We start from the raw sequence: 16397 nt of genomic DNA, 5'->3' as shown, positions 1-16397 counted from the left end.
AAGAATTCTATTGTAGTTTCTGATGAGTTTTCCACCATAAATCAGGCATCTCACCTGCCACGGCCAACTGATAATCCTCGTAGCGACAAGGCACCAGATAGAACCTTTCATTTACGGATTTTGAACCGAAATAAGGCACCTGCATCCACCAACGATCCGATTTCTTGCTCTTCACGAATACTAACTCGTAATCTTCCGCTTCTAAAGTCGTACGATAGATCATGTAGTTTGATTTCGGATACATAGGCGCATCCTTCTTACGACTGTAATAACCATCCACAAAGCACCATATCATTTGCGATATCAACATTGCCGTTTGCCCCATAGGATCAAAGCTCGGGTTGTATTCATAAAAGCCTACCGACGAACATTTATCTGACATGCCGGCATAGCGCGCTAATTGGCAGGCCTCATCGCCGTACAGACCATTGGGTCCTGCATTCGCATTACCGCCCGCTTCCGATGCGCGGATAGCGCTAATGTCGAAACTGACCATATCAGCCGATCGAATGATAGGCTCCGCTTGATCAAGCTTGCCGGAAAATGCACCAAGACGCAACGCATTGAAGAAAAGCTTATCATACATATTGATAGACTCCTTGCTCACTAGATATGTCTGATATCCAATATTGCTAAGGTTAAACAGATAATCCGGCTGATGTAGTATGATATGGTTTAAGAAGGTATTTGAGTTTAATGACGTATGCTCACTATAATCCTGATCTAAATCAAATTTAGAGTCGATGATAGCGACTTCTACACGCTGTTCTAAGTTCTCATAAGCAGTGTATTGCGCATACGTCAAATCATGGCCACCTCCAATTAGGATCGGTAAAATATCATGTTTGATTAATTCCTCCAACACAAGCTTCACCGCCACGTAAGTATCCTTTATGGTTGCTCCGGCTTTAATATTCCCTAGATCTACAATCTTCACCGTATAATCTCCCTGATATAGATCATAGAGATGTCTGCGGACCTGATTCGCTCCTTTAGCAGCTCCCTTGTTGTTCACCGCCGCTCGATCCTCTTCAATCCCAATGATGGCTATGTTCGGTTTTACATCCGCTTCAAAGATATCCGGAAAGCTGTCGGTATATTTTTCGATGATCTTTCCGAATTGAGAGTTGTAATAAGTCGTTTCTTCACCTAGATCGGCTAGGGAGATGGGGCTTAGAAAGTCTGCTAGTGTCATATATTGCGCTGTTGCAGGAAGTTAAAACTATGGCTTCCGTGGGTTTTAACAAAGATGCATTTTATAAATAAATATTGCTAAGAACATTTTTTCAACAAAAAGTTAGGAAGTCTTTTTGGATAGCTGCAAAGTGCTGGATAAAATATTTACTCAAAAGTAAGATGTACGGTCTAAAATGTCTTGCATAGGACTTTTCAATAGGTTATCTTTGAATTCAGCAATTTTCAACAATAAGTTTAACGTGATTTTAGTTACAGGTGGTACAGGATTTTTAGGTTCAACAGTTTTAAAACACCTTATTGATAATGGCGAAAGTATCGTAGCGTTGAAAAGACCTACTTCTATCATTCCCGATCATTTAAAATCCTCTTCTTTAATACAATGGGTAGACGCGGATATCACTGATTATTTTGCGTTGGAAGAGATATTCCCAACCATTCAGCAAGTTTACCACTGCGCTGCTAAAATCTCCTACCATAAGGAGGATGCCACAGCGATGTTCCAAACGAACATCGAAGGTACCAAACACATCGTTAATCTTTCCCTGCTTTATCAGGCCCGCCTAGTCCACGTCAGCTCTATTGCGGCTTTAGGCACCAATAAGTTAGGACTTCCGATTAAAGAGTCCGACAAGTGGGAGTACAACAGAAAAATCTCTAACTATTCTCTAGCCAAATATGAGAGTGAAATGGAAGTGTGGCGAGGAATTGTTGAAGGCTTAGACGCTGTCATCGTCAATCCATCAATCATCATGGGCGTTGGCCCGGGAGAGAATGGATCTAGAACCATATTTGACATGGTAAAAAAGGGAAATAAAATCTATCCTTTAGGCAGCGTAGGCATTGTAGATGTAGATGATGTTGCCCAGATCATGATCAAATTGATGAACTCGGATATTACGGGCGAGCGTTTCATCCTCAATGCAGAAAACATTAGTAATCAAGACTTGTTGAGCAAGATCAGCGACTATATGCAGAAACCTAGACCAAGTATTGCTGCGAGTCGTGTTGTTTTGTCGATGGCATGGCGCCTATCGAAAGTTGCATCTTTTCTCAATGGAAAGCGTCCTGCTTTGACCAAAGAGACTGCGAGAGCAGCCAACAAGAAACTAGAATACGACAATAGCAAGATTACAAAAGCCCTAGGCGTATCCTTCAAACCATTGGATAATACCTTGAAGGAAGTAATCGACACCTATTACACGAAAACAATCTAAACAGAATATAATAACGTGAAAAATTACTACATTATTGACTTCGACAGCACCTTTACCCAAGTCGAAGCCTTAGACGAATTAGCACGAATTTCATTAGAAAACAACCCCAACCGCCAAGCAATTTATGAGGAAATCGAAAGATTTACGAATCTGGCGATGGAAGGGAAGATTTCATTTCGTGAAAGCCTTGCTGGCCGTGTTAAGCTTTTAGAAGCAAACCGTGATCACCTTGCCAAACTAATTGTCCACCTGAAGAAAAAGGTCTCAAAATCCTTCAGCCGGAACAAAGAGTTCTTCAAAGACAATGCAGATACTGCTTGGATTGTGTCTGGGGGGTTCAAAGAGTTTATTACGCCTGTAGTTATTCCTTATCACATCAAGAAAGAAAACATCTACGCCAACACGTTTAAATTTGATGAAGCGGGCAACATCATCGGATATGATGAAGCAAACCCCTTGTCAGATGAGGGCGGAAAAGTGAAACTGTTAAAGCAATTGGAAATTCAAGGCCGAATCTTCGGTATAGGAGATGGCTATTCTGATTTTCAGTTAAAAGAATCCGGGTTAATCGAGAAGTTCTACGCCTTTACGGAGAACATCGCTCGCCAATCGGTGACCGATAAAGCAGACCATATCGCACCAAGCTTTGATGAATTCCTATATGTTAATGACCTTCCACGAGCAATATCCTATCCAAAGAACCGAATCCTTTGTCTTATCGTGGGTAATGTTCCGGAGATTGCTTCCCATATCTTAAAACGCGATGGATTCTCCATCCGCGTAAAAGAAACTTTCGAAGAAAAATACACCAAAGATGTCGGCATGATTCTGTTAGGTTCGGATATCAGCATCACGGACGAGCAACTGAGTAGAGCCGACAAATTGAAGACTATCGGATACTTAGGCGATATCAAAGGCCGTGTGTCAAAGACGATCTGTAATGAAAAGGGAATTGTTGTCTTCGACGACAAAAAAGGAAAAAAACGCAATTCGGAGTTTATCCCACGCCGAATGGCCGATTTCATCAACCATGGTGATACCGATCAAAGCCGCAACTTCCCTAATATGCTGTTACCGAAGCTTACACGCGCGCACCGTCTATTACATATCCATAAGAATGTACCGGGCATCATGGCGCAGATCAACAATGTATATGCGGAGAATAACATCAACATATTCTCTCAATTCCTGATGACGCGTGGCGAAATAGGCTACGCAGTAACGGATATCGATGCCGCATATGATAAAAGGATGCTGAAGCAGCTGAAGCAGATCGATAATACTATCAAGTTCAGAATCCTCTACAAGTAAAAGATAAAGCTGCCCTTGAGGACAGCTTATATTTATCAAAATAAAAAGGGCCATCCAATCGGAAGGCCCTTTCTTTAACTATTACAAGTTAGGATTATATGAATGAAATTCTCTTTTCAAATCTCCTCGTTCTTTACGAAAGAACGTGTCTAAAAAGCTTATGTTAACCTTGTGGCTAATTGATTTATCTATTAGCCGGTTATATGCTTGAATAAGCATCACAGGGAGTAAATAACGAAATTATGTTAATCATAGCTTTTTAGACAACGTCATTTCTATTATCTTAAAGATCTCTGATCTATCCCTCTTTCTGTGCTGCATAGCATGTATGCTAAATCGCATGAATACAATCAGAACGCCTACATATTGGCGAAATTGCAGAAAATGCTCTTTAATTTGAGATTTGTAGTCCGGATTAGCCTTCTAGATAAAAAGTTTTACCGGGAGTAAACAGCCGGGAGATTGCGACATCCCATTCATTGACGTCCTCAATCAACGGAACAGGTTCGAAATAGGATATTCCGAACTTCAATACATTGGGTCTACAATTTGCTAAGAAACGATCGTAGAAACCCTTTCCATAGCCCACTCGATTACCGTGCTGATCAACAACCAACAAGGGCGTCAGGACTGCGTCGATAAGCTCCACAGCCACCTCCTCAGCATCGATAGGTTCTGGTATACCCCAAGAGTTGCTCAGCAGCTTGCCGTCCTTCTCTAAACGATAATGATGAAGCTGATGTGTTTCAAAATCTGACTTCGAAGTAACTAATGTTATTTCCGGGTATTGCTGCCAAATCCATTTAATGAATGGCCAGGTATTGAACTCCTTGAACTTCTCGATAGATAGATAAAGATGCAGATACCGAACTGCCGACCAATCATATTGCTGCAATTGCTCTAATAGCTGCTCATCCAACAAGGTCAATAGCTCTTCTGTTAAGCCATTGCGTCGTGCCTTATAGATTTCGCGTAGTTCTTGCTTCTTCATGTGTATCAAAAAAAACGGCCTTGCAGCTGAGCGCTAACAAGACCGAATAATCAACCTAAACCTAAATATTATTTTACACGTTCGATGTAATCACCAGTACGCGTATCAACTTTAACTTTATCACCTTGGTTAATAAACAAAGGCACATTGATCTCCACTCCTGTTTCCACAGTTGCTTTTTTCAACGCGTTTGTTGATGTATCACCTTTAACCGCAGGCTCTGTATAAGTAATCTCCAATTCAACGTTCTGAGGCGCTTGTGCCATGATAGGCTCGTCGCTCTCAAACGCAACGATTACATTCATACCTTCTTTCAAGAAACGTGCTGTGCTTCCGAAAAGCAATTTCGGGATATTGAACTGTTCGTAAGTCTCGTTGTCCATTACTACGAAAAAGTCTCCATCCTCATATAAATATTGGTAGTCGTTAGTCTCTACACGAGCAATCTCTACCTCTTCATCGGTTCTAAATCTGTATTCTACTAATTTACCGGTCTTCACATTGCGCATTCTAGCTTGATAGAACGCACGTAAGTTTCCTGGCGTACGGTGGATAAACTCCTCAACCGTTACTAATTCACCATTAAAACGTAGGACATTCCCACTCTTTACATCTGAAGCTTTTGCCATAGTCTATATTAATTATTGGTCACAAAAATATAAAAAGTAACCCAAATTGTCTATTTAAAATCCATTATTTCAAGATATTCGTTGCAGAAGGCATACTCATGTTCTTGATTGGAACCGATGATCAGCAGGCGGTCTTTTACGGTATCCTCTACTAAATCTAAATACCATGCCTCACCCACTTTATCCAGATTGCTCGTCGGCTCGTCCAAGAAAAGAATCTTACTATCGGAACAACAAGCCAAAACAAGCTTTACGCGTTGCTTCATCCCTGAGGAGAAATGACGAATCTCCTTTTGAAATACATTTTCACCAAATCCCAAGCATTCCTTAACGGCTTCTAATGAAAATCCATTCAGGAGCGGCTTAAATTGAAAATGAAAATCTATCAGTTCGCTAAGGGTAAATTCCTCAATCAATTCAACATAAGGCGCTGCAATAGCCGTATGTCGGTAGACTTCCTCAATCTCCACTTCCTTCCCGTCCTTTGGGTATCCTAGAGTTCCTTCACTCGGGGTCAATGCACCGGTCAGCACCTTAATCAAAGTAGACTTACCAGAACCATTGGGACCCAAAATAGCGTAGCGGTTTCCAAAAGAAAAGGTATAATCGATATGTCTAAAAATCCATTCTCGATTATACCTTCTACCAATATCTTGTAAAGTTATATTCAAATAATCACTTGCTTAAAGTTAAATACCCGATCTACCCTGTCCAAAACCTTTTACAACACCGCGGTTAGAAGCTCTGACGAAGCCAAGAATCTCATCTCTTAGTTCAGTTGCTTCAAATTCTGCCTCGACAATATCCAAAGCCTTACCTAAATTACTGTGTTGAACAAACAGCACACGGTAGATGTTCTGAATCTCATTAATTTGTTCATTGCTGTAGCCTCTTCTTCTTAGCCCAACCGAGTTGATACCGGCATAAGAAATGGGCTCGCGCGCTGCTTTAATATACGGAGGAACGTCCTTACGCACAAGTGTACCACCAGTAACGAAGGCATGCGATCCGATTTTACAAAACTGATGTACTGCCACCATACCTGCAAGCACCACATAATCACCAACAGTGATATGGCCTGCTAAGGTACTCGAGTTAGAGAAGATACAGTTGTCGCCGATAAAACAATCGTGCGCAATATGGCTATATGCTTGAATCAAGCAGTTCTTTCCAATTACGGTTCTATAGCGATCTTTCGTACCGCGGTTGATAGTCACACATTCGCGAATCGTGGTATTATCACCAATTTCCGCTGTTGTGACCTCGCCTTCAAATTTTAGATCTTGCGGCTCACCGGAAATTACTGCCCCAGGAAATATCCGGCAGTTTTTACCAATGCGTGCACCATTCATGATGGTCACGTTCGAGCCAATCCACGTTCCCTCGCCAATTTCCACATCCTTGTGTATGGTGCTAAAGGGTTCAATGACTACATTCTGTGCTATTTTAGCTTCAGGATGTATGTATGATAAGGGTTGAATCATTTCTTTTTAATTATCCTTTTACCTTCACGATTTGAGCCATTAATTCAGCTTCACTCACCACTTTGTCTCCAACCATGCCGACACCCTTCATACGTGCAATACCACGACGAATAGGCTCTAACAATTCACAAGTGAAGATAACTGTATCACCCGGTACAACTTGGTTCTTGAATCTTGCGTTTTCAATCTTCAAGAATAGAGTCAACCAGTTTTCAGGATCAGGTACCGTATTTAAAACCAATATTCCTCCTGTTTGAGCCATCGCTTCAATTTGCAATACTCCAGGAAATAATGGTGCACCAGGGAAATGCCCCATAAATAAGTCCTCATTCATGGTTACATTCTTCAAACCAACAACGTGGGTTTCCGAAAGTTCCAAGATCTTATCAATCATCAAGAATGGTTGACGGTGAGGTAATATGTTCATGATCTGAACCGTATCGTACACCGGCGGCGTATTCGGGTCATAGACCTTCACATTCTTTTTGTTCTTTTCTCGCTTCATTTGCGCTTTAATACGTTTCGCAAAGGCTACGTTTGCCGCATGGCCAGGGCGTGCCGCCATGATATGCCCCTTGATAGGTTTGCCTACTAAAGCCAAATCACCGATCATATCCAATAGTTTATGACGGGCAGGTTCATTCTGATGACGTAATGAGATGTTATTCAGGATTCCCTCTTGCGCAACTTCAACGCGTTTGTGGAACAATACTTGAAGTTTCTCCAACTCATTTTCTTCAATTTCCTTGTCGACAATAACGATCGCATTAGATAAGTCTCCACCTTTAATCAGGTTCTGACTTACTAAAGCTTCTAATTCATGCAAGAAACAGAATGTGCGTGACGACGCAATTTCTTTGCTAAACTCATCGATGTTAGTGATGGAAGCGTGCTGACTTCCTAATACCGGCGAGTTGAAATCAATCATACAAGTAATGCGGTAGCCATCTACCGGCATCGCTACGATTTCCACTTTGTTCTCAGGATCGTTGTAATGGATATTATCCGTTACTTCGAAGAAATCTCTATCAGCATCCTGATCTTGGAAACCTACTTCTTGTATTTTATCTATGAAGATGGCAGCACTACCATCTAGAATTGGCACTTCAGGGCCATCAATTTCGATCAATACGTTATCCAACTGCAAACCCACAAGGGCAGCCATAAGGTGCTCGATAGTACTGACAGATGCGCCATTCTGAGAAATCGTTGTTCCTCTAGCCGTATTTGTCACATTATCAGCGTCAACATTTACAGTAGGTTCGCCATCTAAATCCACACGTTTAAATTTATACCAATGGTTCTCCGGTGCTGGTTTTAACGTCAGGTGCACTTGCTTACCCGTGTGCAACCCAACACCCGAAAATTCGATATCGGACTTAATGGTTCTTTGTTTAACGTTCATATCTATCATTATAGTTTTGCGTAATTCGGGTAAAGTTAGGTATTATTTTTCTCTTTTAATTGCTTCTCAAGCTCCGCCAAACGGCGTTCCATCTCCGGTAATTTGGAATATAGAACCTGCGAGCGTAGCTCATTATTATATGGAAATGCCGGGCTTCCCCCCCATTTCTTATTCTCATCTAAAATGGAACGGTTGATACCAGATTGCGCCTGCACTTGCGTTCCCTTGGCAATCGTAATATGGCCTACCACACCAACTTGTCCTCCTAAGACAACGTGTTCTCCGACCTTTGTGCTACCGGAAATTCCAGTTTGTGCTGCAATTACCGTATTTTTCCCGATTTCCACGTTGTGTGCGATTTGGATGAGGTTGTCCAATTTAACGCCCTGGCGGATAACGGTCGACCCCATTGTTGCGCGGTCGATCACCGTATTTGCTCCAATTTCAACGAAATCCTCAATAATAACATTCCCAATCTGCGGGATCTTATCATAGGTTCCGTCTTCTTTCGGCGCAAAACCAAAGCCATCACTACCCACTACTGCACCCGCATGCACAATTACCGACTTACCGATGATACAATCCTCATAGACCTTTGCTCCAGGAAACAAAACGGTATTGTCGCCGATCTGCACATTATCGCCAATATAAACTTGCGGATAAATCTTAACGCGATTACCCAATTTTACGTTCTTGCCGATGTAAGCAAAGGCGCCAATATAAGGGCTTTCGCCCATCTCCACAGTTTCGTGTATATGCACAGCTTCCTCTATGCCATGACGCTCATTACGAAGTTCATGATATAATTTAAGCAGCTCTGTAAACGCCGAATAGGCGTTCTTTACACGAACTAATGTAGATTTTACAGGTTTTTGCAGGACAAGCTCTTCGTTAATAACGATAATACCAGCTTCGATCTCATAAATAAAATGCTCGTATTTTGGATTGGCCAAAAAGGTTAGGCTCGATGAATTAGACTCTTCGATTTTGGAAAGACTATCTACCAACACGGCAGGATTCCCTTCCACTGTTCCTTTCAGTAATGTTGCTATCTGTTCAGCGGTGAATTGCATTCGGTAATTATATGTATTTTAACAATCTTCGAGCATCTCGACATTAACATACCCAATTTCCTTTGGATAGGTCACAGCATATTTTTCTACACGTTTCGCCAACGCTTCAATATTGGATAAATCAGATGCTTCGGCTATATCACATAGGCGACCATTCTTCTCCAACACACGAATGCTGTTTATCGAGGTGTCATAAGCACTATTGCCTACTACCTGCTCATATAAAAAATAGCCCAAATCTTTTTCCTCGACATCAAACGTTTTCAGAACCCTTTCCTTTATTTCTTCCAGATATTCGGCAGAAAAAGGCGTTTTGCTCATTTCTGTTCGGAACAGTTCACGATGAACGATTTTTGAACATAACAAGCTTAGAATCGGATCTTCGTGGCTTGCCCAGATTTTGATTGCCGACATAATATCGGTATCATCCAAACGCGTAAACCAGGACAAATGCGACTCATCCTCTAGGAAGGTTTCCTTGTTGATTTGATTCTTCAGGAAATGAGCTAGTGCTGGCGTAGCAAATAAGCTAACACCTTGATTACTCAATTCTTTTGCTCGGGCCAAGGCTTTGATCATCATCTGCTCGGCGGTAATCACCGTCTTATGCAGATAAACTTGCCAATACATCAGCCTCCGCGCAATCAAGAACTTCTCTACCGAGTAGATCCCTTTGCTCTCGACTACCAATTCATTGTCCTTCACGTTCAACATCTTGATAATACGATCAAAGGAAATCACCCCCTCAGATACACCGGTAAAAAAGCTATCTCTATTTAAATAATCCATCCGATCGGTATCCAGTTGCCCAGACACCAACTGATGTAAGAACTTACGGTGGTATTTATTGTTAAATATGGTAATCGCCAGGTTTAATCGCCCGTCAAATTCCGTATTTAACTTATCCATCAGCAAAGCTGAAATGATTTCATGTGAAACACCTTCCACTAAGGTGTGCTCCAACGAATGAGAAAATGGACCGTGGCCCACATCATGCAACAAAATAGCCGCTAAAGCTGCTTCCTCCTCTTCCTCCGAAATCTCTACCTCCTTACCCCGAAGCGTTTCGATTGCTAAGCCCATCAAATGCATCGCCCCGATAACATGCTGAAAACGCGTATGCAATGCCCCCGGATAAACCAAATGGGTCATGCTTACCTGTTTTATGTAGCGTAGACGCTGTAAAAATGGATGCTGGATGATATCGTAAATGAAACCCGACGGAATTGTTACAAATCCGTAAACTGGGTCATTTATTATTTTCTTCTTATTCAACTGACTAATAACTAGCACTTTACACAACCTAGTTTTGACATCAAACCATCTAATACTAGGCTAAGATACGTGCAAAGATACATAGATGATACTTAATTAATGTTAAAAAAAGCGCAAAAAAGACAGTTTAAAGACCTTTTCCCCCATATGGGGTAAAGATAATGCTTAAAATCAAAAGAATATCAGGCTTATGGTAGTGGAAACCCGACAATTCTACAAAAACACAAACGGTTGTATTAACTAGAATTTCAAAAAAGAAAACTATTATTCCCTGAGATTTAAATTACTAATTAAAAACAGTCAAATATTATCAGGCTTGTTCGAATGGGCCTTCCAAATCAAGCAATTAAACAGCAACGTGAATGTTAAGCAAGGTTAATATTCCGTTGTCACAAAGAAAAAAGACGTAAATTAGCAAGTATATTCAGTGAAATTCCATGCAAAAAACACATATACTTTGGGCTGATGATGAAATTGAGTTCTTAAAACCTCATATTTTATTGTTGGAACAAAAAGACTATAAGGTCAAAACCGTAAACAATGGTGCCGATGCTGTTGAAGCATTCAAAAGCGAACCCTTCGACTTAGTATTTCTAGATGAAAATATGCCGGGATTAACGGGCCTGGAAACATTGAACATTTTAAAGTCCATCAACCCTTCTATCCCTACTGTACTGGTAACGAAAAACGAAGAAGAGCACCTGATGGAGGATGCTATCGGCGCAAAAATCGACGATTACCTGATCAAGCCGGTCAATCCGAAGCAAATCCTTCTGACGATCAAAAAGTTCACCGAAAATAGACGATTGGTGAGCGAACGAACTTCAATGGCCTATCAGCAGGACTTCCGCCAACTCGGAATGCGAATGAACGATGATCTGAACCACGAAGAATGGGTGGAAGCCTATAAAAAACTCCTTTATTGGGAATTATCTTTGGAGAAACTTGAAGATGCGGGCATGCATGAAATCTTGACCATGCAGAAGTCTGAAGCCAACTTGTTGTTCTCCAAATTTATTGAGAAAAACTACCTCAACTGGATGAAAAACCCAGAAGAAGCACCTATTTTATCACATCAGCTTTTTAAGAAGAAGGTTTTCCCAAAAATGGAAGCCGATAAGCCCACCTTCTTTTTCCTGATCGACAACTTACGTTATGACCAATGGAAGGTCATCAATGAGGTAATCTCTGATTATTACCGCGTGGAAGAGGAAGATAGCTATTACAGTATACTTCCTACCGCAACACAATACGCTCGGAACGCTATATTCTCAGGCTTAACGCCACTGGAAATGGAGAAACGCTTCCCAAAAGAATGGCAGAATGACGACGATGAAGGTGGCAAGAACCTCTACGAAGATGTTTTCCTAGCCGATCAAGTAAAACGAATCTATCGCCGCGATATCAAGCATAGCTATACCAAGGTTATTACGCTTGAACAAGGAAGGGATGTATTAGAAAACATCAATAAGCATATGCAGATCGACTTAAATGTGTTTGTTTACAATTTTGTCGATATGCTTTCTCACGCCCGCACCGATATGGCCATGATCCGCGAACTTGCTAATGACGAAGCGGCCTACCGCTCATTGACACTTTCCTGGTTCGAACACTCTCCCTTATTAGAGGTACTAAAATGGTTATCGCAGAAAAATGTTCGCGTCATTATTACGACCGACCACGGTACCATTCGCGTCCGTAAACCAAGTAAAATCATCGGCGACAGAAACACCAATACCAACCTACGCTATAAACAGGGCAAAAACCTCAACTTTATAGACAAGGATGTATTTATTATTAAAAACCCATTAGAAGCACAATTACCACGTTTAAACGTGAGCTCAGCTTTTGTATTCGCAAAAGAAGACACCTATTTTGTCTATCCTAACAATTATAATCACTTCGTCAATCACTTTAGCGGTACATTCCAACATGGGGGCATATCGCTGGAAGAGATGATTATCCCATTTATAACATATACCCCAAAACAATAGTATATATTCGCTAATTTTGGGCATGGAATACTTGGTAAACTCAACGGATGACCTGACTGCTGCTGCGCAGTGGTTATTACAACAAAAACCGGATGCGAAGATCTTTCTTTTTAACGGTGCGATGGGTGCTGGAAAAACCACCTTTATCAAAGCTATTTGTGAGGTATTAGATGTTGAGGATAGTACCTCGAGTCCTACCTTTTCCATTGTCAATGAATATGCTACTGCCGCTGGTCCTATTTATCATTTTGATTTCTACCGATTGAAGGATGAACAGGAAGCCTACGATTTGGGCTATGAGGAGTATTTCTATTCGGGGGCATACTGTTTTATCGAATGGCCGGAGAAAATCCCAAACATTCTCCCTGATGACGCTGTGAATATTGAAATAGAAATCATTGATACTCAAAGCCGAAAGATAAAAATCAAATAATTTTCTTTTCTGTTGCAACCCTTTTGCGAGGGACGGCGTCTTTATAATAAACCGAACATCAATTGGAGCCAGAGAGAATTATACATATTTGGGATCGTTGCAAGCTTAACGATCGAAAAGCGCAGGCTGAGCTGTATCAGCACTTCGCTCCCAAAATGTACGCTATCTGCCTTCGTTATGCTCGGGATTCCTTTGAAGCTGAGGACATGCTTCAACAGGGATTTATTAAGGTGTTTACAAAAAGTGCACTTTTTGAAGGCACAGGCGTTCTTGAAGGTTGGATCCGTAGAATCATGGTCAACACCGCAATTGAAACTTATAGAAGGAACAAAATGAGTTTCCTTTCTACAGAAGAGGTTTCCGGAGCGGATTTGGTCGCGCATTCCACGCTACAGCTCAACAATTTGGATTATAAAGACCTCTTAAAACTGATCAAAGAGCTACCATTCGGTTATAAAACAGTATTTAACCTATATGCGATAGAGGGCTATAATCATAGAGAGATTGCGGATATGCTTCAGATTTCGGAAGGCAATTCCAAATCTCAACTATCGCGAGCGAGGCAATGGCTTCGAGAACGAATTATAAAAATGGAGGAACTAGGCATATGAAAGATCAAGAATTAGACGACTTGTTTGCCAAGAACTTAAGGGATGCTGAGGCCCGGCCACCTGCAGGGCTATGGGATAAAATTGCTTCGGAACTACCGACTGAGGAGCCTGTAGAGACAAAGCCAATTGTATTATGGCGCTATTTCGCCGCTGCCGCAGCCATCATGTTATTCTTCGGTGTGGGTATTTACATCTACCGTTCGAAAGATGCATTACCACAACCCGCTGAGCATCGACAAATTGCGAAGGCACCGGAACTGTCCTATCCGAAGACAGAGGAATTTGTTGAAACAAAAGAAGTGGAAAGCCAGAATTACCCTGTTGTTCCACAAGAAACTTCTCCCATTTCTATCGAAGGAAAAAAAACAAGTAGGTTGGTAGCCAAAAAACAGGAGTCGACAGCTACTGTGAAAGTAAAAGAACAGGAACAAAAAGTTTATGCCGCTATCGAAAAGGAACAGGTAGAACCTATTGAAGTGATGGAAAACAGCGTGGAGTTGCCCGAGCTAAAAGCGATGGATAAGGAAATACAGCTAAGCCATCGTGAGGTCGCACCTATACAGCCGCTGGTGAACATCATAGAAAATGAAGAAGTAATGTATGCGCAAAAAGCGAATACCGATAAAAAACCAAAACAAAGTATATTAACAAAAGTATTGAACGGTATTGCCGATAACATCAATATCGGTAATGGCGATGTATCTTTCAGCAACGATGAAGAAGGAAACATCCGAATAGATTTAACAAAAAGTTTAGCAAGAAATAGAAGATAAGTTATGAGACCAAGAATTACCCTAGTATTTGCAGCAGTTTTATGCTTAGGATTGCAATTTTCGCAAGCGCAAATCAAAATTAGCAAAGAGGCAAAAACAGACTCTACGGAACGAAAGGTGCGCGCAGAGATTGATATTAACGTGGGCAAAGACGACAAAGACGACGAGAAAAAAATAACTTATCCACGTACCTTTGGCGGGATTACATTCTCTCGCGTCGACTGGGGTTTCTCAAGATTAGTAGATAATGGCAGCTTTACCCTATCCGAAGGAAATAAGAATTTAGACTATAAGAAAGCATCGAACTTTGGTTTTGATGTCGCACAATTCGGCGTCCGTTTCAGCGATGTCTTTAAAGTGTACGCATCTGCAGGATTCGAGTGGAACTATCTTCGCTTAGAAAATGACATACTTTTGCTGAAAGATGTGACTCCCTTAGAATTTGCATACCTTGACCCTAATTCTAAATACAAAAAGAACGTTTTTACATCCACTTACCTTCGACTGCCCTTGAGCTTCGAGTTAAGAAGCCATAAGTTGAACAATGGCAAACGCTTGAAATTCGCTTTCGGCGCGATGACCGGTGTATTGTTGAAGGGTACACAGCGATTGAAAAGCGAGGAGTTTGGGAAACAGAAATACAAAGACACCTACAACTTAGCGACATTCCAATACGGAGGCTTTGCACGTATAGGTTATGACAACTTTGGCTTGTTTACCAAATATTATATCAACGATATGTTCGAGAAAAGCCCGGCGCAGGAAGGCGTAAGAAACCTTACGTTCGGTTTAACACTGGGTTTTTAATAGTAATTACAGATTGTAAAATGTATTTTTGTGTCGGGTTGAAAAGCCCGACATTTCTTTTTTTGAATTGTCTGTTTTCCATGAACAACAAGGAATTCTTTTTTGTTGCTGTTTCAATGGAAGCATGAAAGTTTTATATATGAGTCAGAAAACATCTTCTTGTCAATACATATTCTCCGATGTACAGCAACCTAATCTACCCTTAATTCATGGGAAAGACCTGTCCTGTATTTTTGAAGGCACGCAGCGCGTCGTTGCCGTCAATGAGGTAAATTTTGGTATTGAGGAGGGGAAGATTACTGCCATTATCGGTGAATCGGGAAGTGGAAAAAGTACGCTTCTGCGTTTAATCTATGGTTTGGCAGAACCTGCTACCGGCGAAGTACGCTATAGAGGATGGCTGGTTCCGACAAGAAAAGATAAGCTTATTCCTGGACATGATGCGATGAAACTGGTGTCGCAGGGATTTGATGACCTCAACCTGTATGCGAAGGTTTGGGATAATGTGGCGTCCCAACTTCCAAATACCGACCTGGACAGGAAACGTAATAAGACCCAAGAAGTGCTGGCGAAGTTGCGGATGGACCACTTGGCGCAGAAAAGAGTAGCCGACCTAAGCGGCGGCGAGAAGCAAAGGGTGGCAATTTGTCGCGCTTTAATCAATGATCCGGAGGTTTTGTTGATGGACGAGCCTTTCAACCAAGTCGACGCTGCTTTTCGCGACGATCTTCAACAGGATATTCAACAAATCGTAAAGGATACTGGATTAACGGTAGTACTTGTATCCCATGACCCGGCAGAAGTCTTGGCGATGGCGGATTACCTGATCGTCATGAAAAACGGGCTTATCGTAGACCAAGGCAATCCAACGGAACTTTATTACCATCCCCAGAATCCCTATACGGCAAGATTGCTCGCTAAAAGCAATGTATTAACAGCAGAACAGGCTTCAAAGTTAGCTATTGATGCTAAAGGATTGATAGCCATTCATCAAGAGGCTATTCAGTTTGAAGAGGCTAGCGAAGGAAAATATTGGGTAAAAGACAGCAAATTCAGAGGGATGTTTACCGAATTGATCATTGGAAACGATGAACTGACCTTGCATGCTGTTCAGTTCCCGGCAAAAGCCATCAAAAAAAATACGAGAATTAATATTCTCGTATCTTCTGTTCATCATTTCGAGTCTTAAGCTCGATGCTA

At 41.4% G+C, this 16397-nt stretch carries 16 protein-coding genes; 8 read left to right on the top strand and 8 right to left on the bottom strand.

The genetic code is table 11. The features are described from left to right. Positions 1–7: 7 nt before the first annotated feature. Complete coding sequence (locus B2400_RS08870; RefSeq protein ID WP_293932717.1) at positions 8–1195, bottom strand: formimidoylglutamase; 1188 nt, start codon at positions 1193–1195, stop codon at positions 8–10. 208 nt (positions 1196–1403) lie between these two features. Here B2400_RS08870 and B2400_RS08865 point away from each other — a divergent pair, with 208 nt between their 5' ends. Next, the gene (locus tag B2400_RS08865) at positions 1404–2411 is read left to right on the top strand and encodes an NAD-dependent epimerase/dehydratase family protein (protein WP_293932715.1); all 1008 of its coding nucleotides are present in this window, start codon (positions 1404–1406) and stop codon (positions 2409–2411) included. Positions 2412–2426: 15 nt separating this feature from the next. Further along, positions 2427–3722, top strand: coding sequence for an HAD-IB family phosphatase (locus B2400_RS08860; RefSeq protein ID WP_293932713.1), 1296 nt, complete (start codon positions 2427–2429; stop codon positions 3720–3722). A gap of 415 nt (positions 3723–4137) precedes the next feature. Here B2400_RS08860 and B2400_RS08855 read toward each other — a convergent pair whose 3' ends face one another. The 7 genes from B2400_RS08855 to B2400_RS08825 form a co-directional block, all read right to left on the bottom strand. Beyond that, positions 4138–4713: a 5-formyltetrahydrofolate cyclo-ligase gene (locus tag B2400_RS08855; protein WP_293932711.1), complete on the bottom strand. Its 576-nt coding sequence runs from the start codon at positions 4711–4713 to the stop codon at positions 4138–4140. A gap of 68 nt (positions 4714–4781) precedes the next feature. Next, positions 4782–5342, bottom strand: coding sequence for an elongation factor P (efp, locus tag B2400_RS08850; protein ID WP_149524671.1), 561 nt, complete (start codon positions 5340–5342; stop codon positions 4782–4784). Positions 5343–5392: 50 nt separating this feature from the next. After that, positions 5393–6013, bottom strand: a complete 621-nt coding sequence (locus B2400_RS08845; protein WP_149524670.1) for an ABC transporter ATP-binding protein — start codon at positions 6011–6013, stop codon at positions 5393–5395. An 18-nt stretch (positions 6014–6031) separates the two neighbouring features. Further along, the gene (gene lpxA, locus B2400_RS08840; protein ID WP_149524669.1) at positions 6032–6826 is read right to left on the bottom strand and encodes an acyl-ACP--UDP-N-acetylglucosamine O-acyltransferase; all 795 of its coding nucleotides are present in this window, start codon (positions 6824–6826) and stop codon (positions 6032–6034) included. 10 nt (positions 6827–6836) lie between these two features. Next, on the bottom strand, positions 6837–8231 hold the full coding sequence (locus tag B2400_RS08835; RefSeq protein WP_286650314.1) for a bifunctional UDP-3-O-[3-hydroxymyristoyl] N-acetylglucosamine deacetylase/3-hydroxyacyl-ACP dehydratase: 1395 nt from the start codon (positions 8229–8231) through the stop codon (positions 6837–6839). Between the two features lie 35 nt (positions 8232–8266). Next, a complete protein-coding gene (gene lpxD / locus B2400_RS08830) occupies positions 8267–9304 on the bottom strand; it encodes a UDP-3-O-(3-hydroxymyristoyl)glucosamine N-acyltransferase (protein ID WP_293932707.1) in 1038 nt (345 codons plus the stop codon). Positions 9305–9322: 18 nt separating this feature from the next. Next, a complete protein-coding gene (locus B2400_RS08825) occupies positions 9323–10606 on the bottom strand; it encodes an HD domain-containing protein (RefSeq protein ID WP_394344161.1) in 1284 nt (427 codons plus the stop codon). A gap of 410 nt (positions 10607–11016) precedes the next feature. On the opposite strand from B2400_RS08825, the gene B2400_RS08820 reads away from it, so the two are divergent. From B2400_RS08820 to B2400_RS08795, 6 genes are all read left to right on the top strand, one after another. Next, entirely contained in the window at positions 11017–12573 is a 1557-nt protein-coding gene (locus B2400_RS08820) for a PglZ domain-containing protein (protein ID WP_149524666.1), read from the top strand. Positions 12574–12595: 22 nt separating this feature from the next. Further along, entirely contained in the window at positions 12596–13006 is a 411-nt protein-coding gene (gene tsaE / locus B2400_RS08815) for a tRNA (adenosine(37)-N6)-threonylcarbamoyltransferase complex ATPase subunit type 1 TsaE (protein ID WP_149524665.1), read from the top strand. 62 nt (positions 13007–13068) lie between these two features. After that, positions 13069–13617: an RNA polymerase sigma factor gene (locus B2400_RS08810; RefSeq protein ID WP_293932704.1), complete on the top strand. Its 549-nt coding sequence runs from the start codon at positions 13069–13071 to the stop codon at positions 13615–13617. Next, positions 13614–14390, top strand: a complete 777-nt coding sequence (locus tag B2400_RS08805; RefSeq protein ID WP_293932702.1) for an anti-sigma factor — start codon at positions 13614–13616, stop codon at positions 14388–14390. The genes B2400_RS08810 and B2400_RS08805 overlap by 4 nt, the downstream gene beginning before the upstream one ends. Before the next feature lie 3 nt (positions 14391–14393). Further along, positions 14394–15197, top strand: coding sequence for an outer membrane beta-barrel protein (locus tag B2400_RS08800; protein ID WP_293932700.1), 804 nt, complete (start codon positions 14394–14396; stop codon positions 15195–15197). A gap of 139 nt (positions 15198–15336) precedes the next feature. Further along, positions 15337–16386: an ABC transporter ATP-binding protein gene (locus tag B2400_RS08795; protein WP_260041415.1), complete on the top strand. Its 1050-nt coding sequence runs from the start codon at positions 15337–15339 to the stop codon at positions 16384–16386. Positions 16387–16397 lie beyond the last annotated feature (11 nt).

Origin of the sequence: Sphingobacterium sp. UBA6645 (assembly GCF_002455685.1) — a bacterium.
GTDB classification, from domain to species: domain Bacteria; phylum Bacteroidota; class Bacteroidia; order Sphingobacteriales; family Sphingobacteriaceae; genus Sphingobacterium; species Sphingobacterium hotanense.
Note: the sequence above shows the minus strand (reverse complement) of the source record. Positions and strands in the feature narration are given on the sequence as shown.

What these genes read in the sequence shown, in the direction of transcription:
- B2400_RS08870 (WP_293932717.1), bottom strand. Translation starts at nt 1,195, where the DNA reads ATGACACTAGCAGACTTTCTAAGCCCCATCTCCCTAGCCGATCTAGGT.
- B2400_RS08800 (WP_293932700.1), top strand. Translation starts at nt 14,394, where the DNA reads ATGAGACCAAGAATTACCCTAGTATTTGCAGCAGTTTTATGCTTAGGA.
- B2400_RS08805 (WP_293932702.1), top strand. Translation starts at nt 13,614, where the DNA reads ATGAAAGATCAAGAATTAGACGACTTGTTTGCCAAGAACTTAAGGGAT.
- efp (WP_149524671.1), bottom strand. Translation starts at nt 5,342, where the DNA reads ATGGCAAAAGCTTCAGATGTAAAGAGTGGGAATGTCCTACGTTTTAAT.
- tsaE (WP_149524665.1), top strand. Translation starts at nt 12,596, where the DNA reads ATGGAATACTTGGTAAACTCAACGGATGACCTGACTGCTGCTGCGCAG.
- lpxA (WP_149524669.1), bottom strand. Translation starts at nt 6,826, where the DNA reads ATGATTCAACCCTTATCATACATACATCCTGAAGCTAAAATAGCACAG.
- B2400_RS08795 (WP_260041415.1), top strand. Translation starts at nt 15,337, where the DNA reads ATGAGTCAGAAAACATCTTCTTGTCAATACATATTCTCCGATGTACAG.
- B2400_RS08820 (WP_149524666.1), top strand. Translation starts at nt 11,017, where the DNA reads ATGCAAAAAACACATATACTTTGGGCTGATGATGAAATTGAGTTCTTA.
- lpxD (WP_293932707.1), bottom strand. Translation starts at nt 9,304, where the DNA reads ATGCAATTCACCGCTGAACAGATAGCAACATTACTGAAAGGAACAGTG.
- B2400_RS08835 (WP_286650314.1), bottom strand. Translation starts at nt 8,231, where the DNA reads ATGAACGTTAAACAAAGAACCATTAAGTCCGATATCGAATTTTCGGGT.
- B2400_RS08855 (WP_293932711.1), bottom strand. Translation starts at nt 4,713, where the DNA reads ATGAAGAAGCAAGAACTACGCGAAATCTATAAGGCACGACGCAATGGC.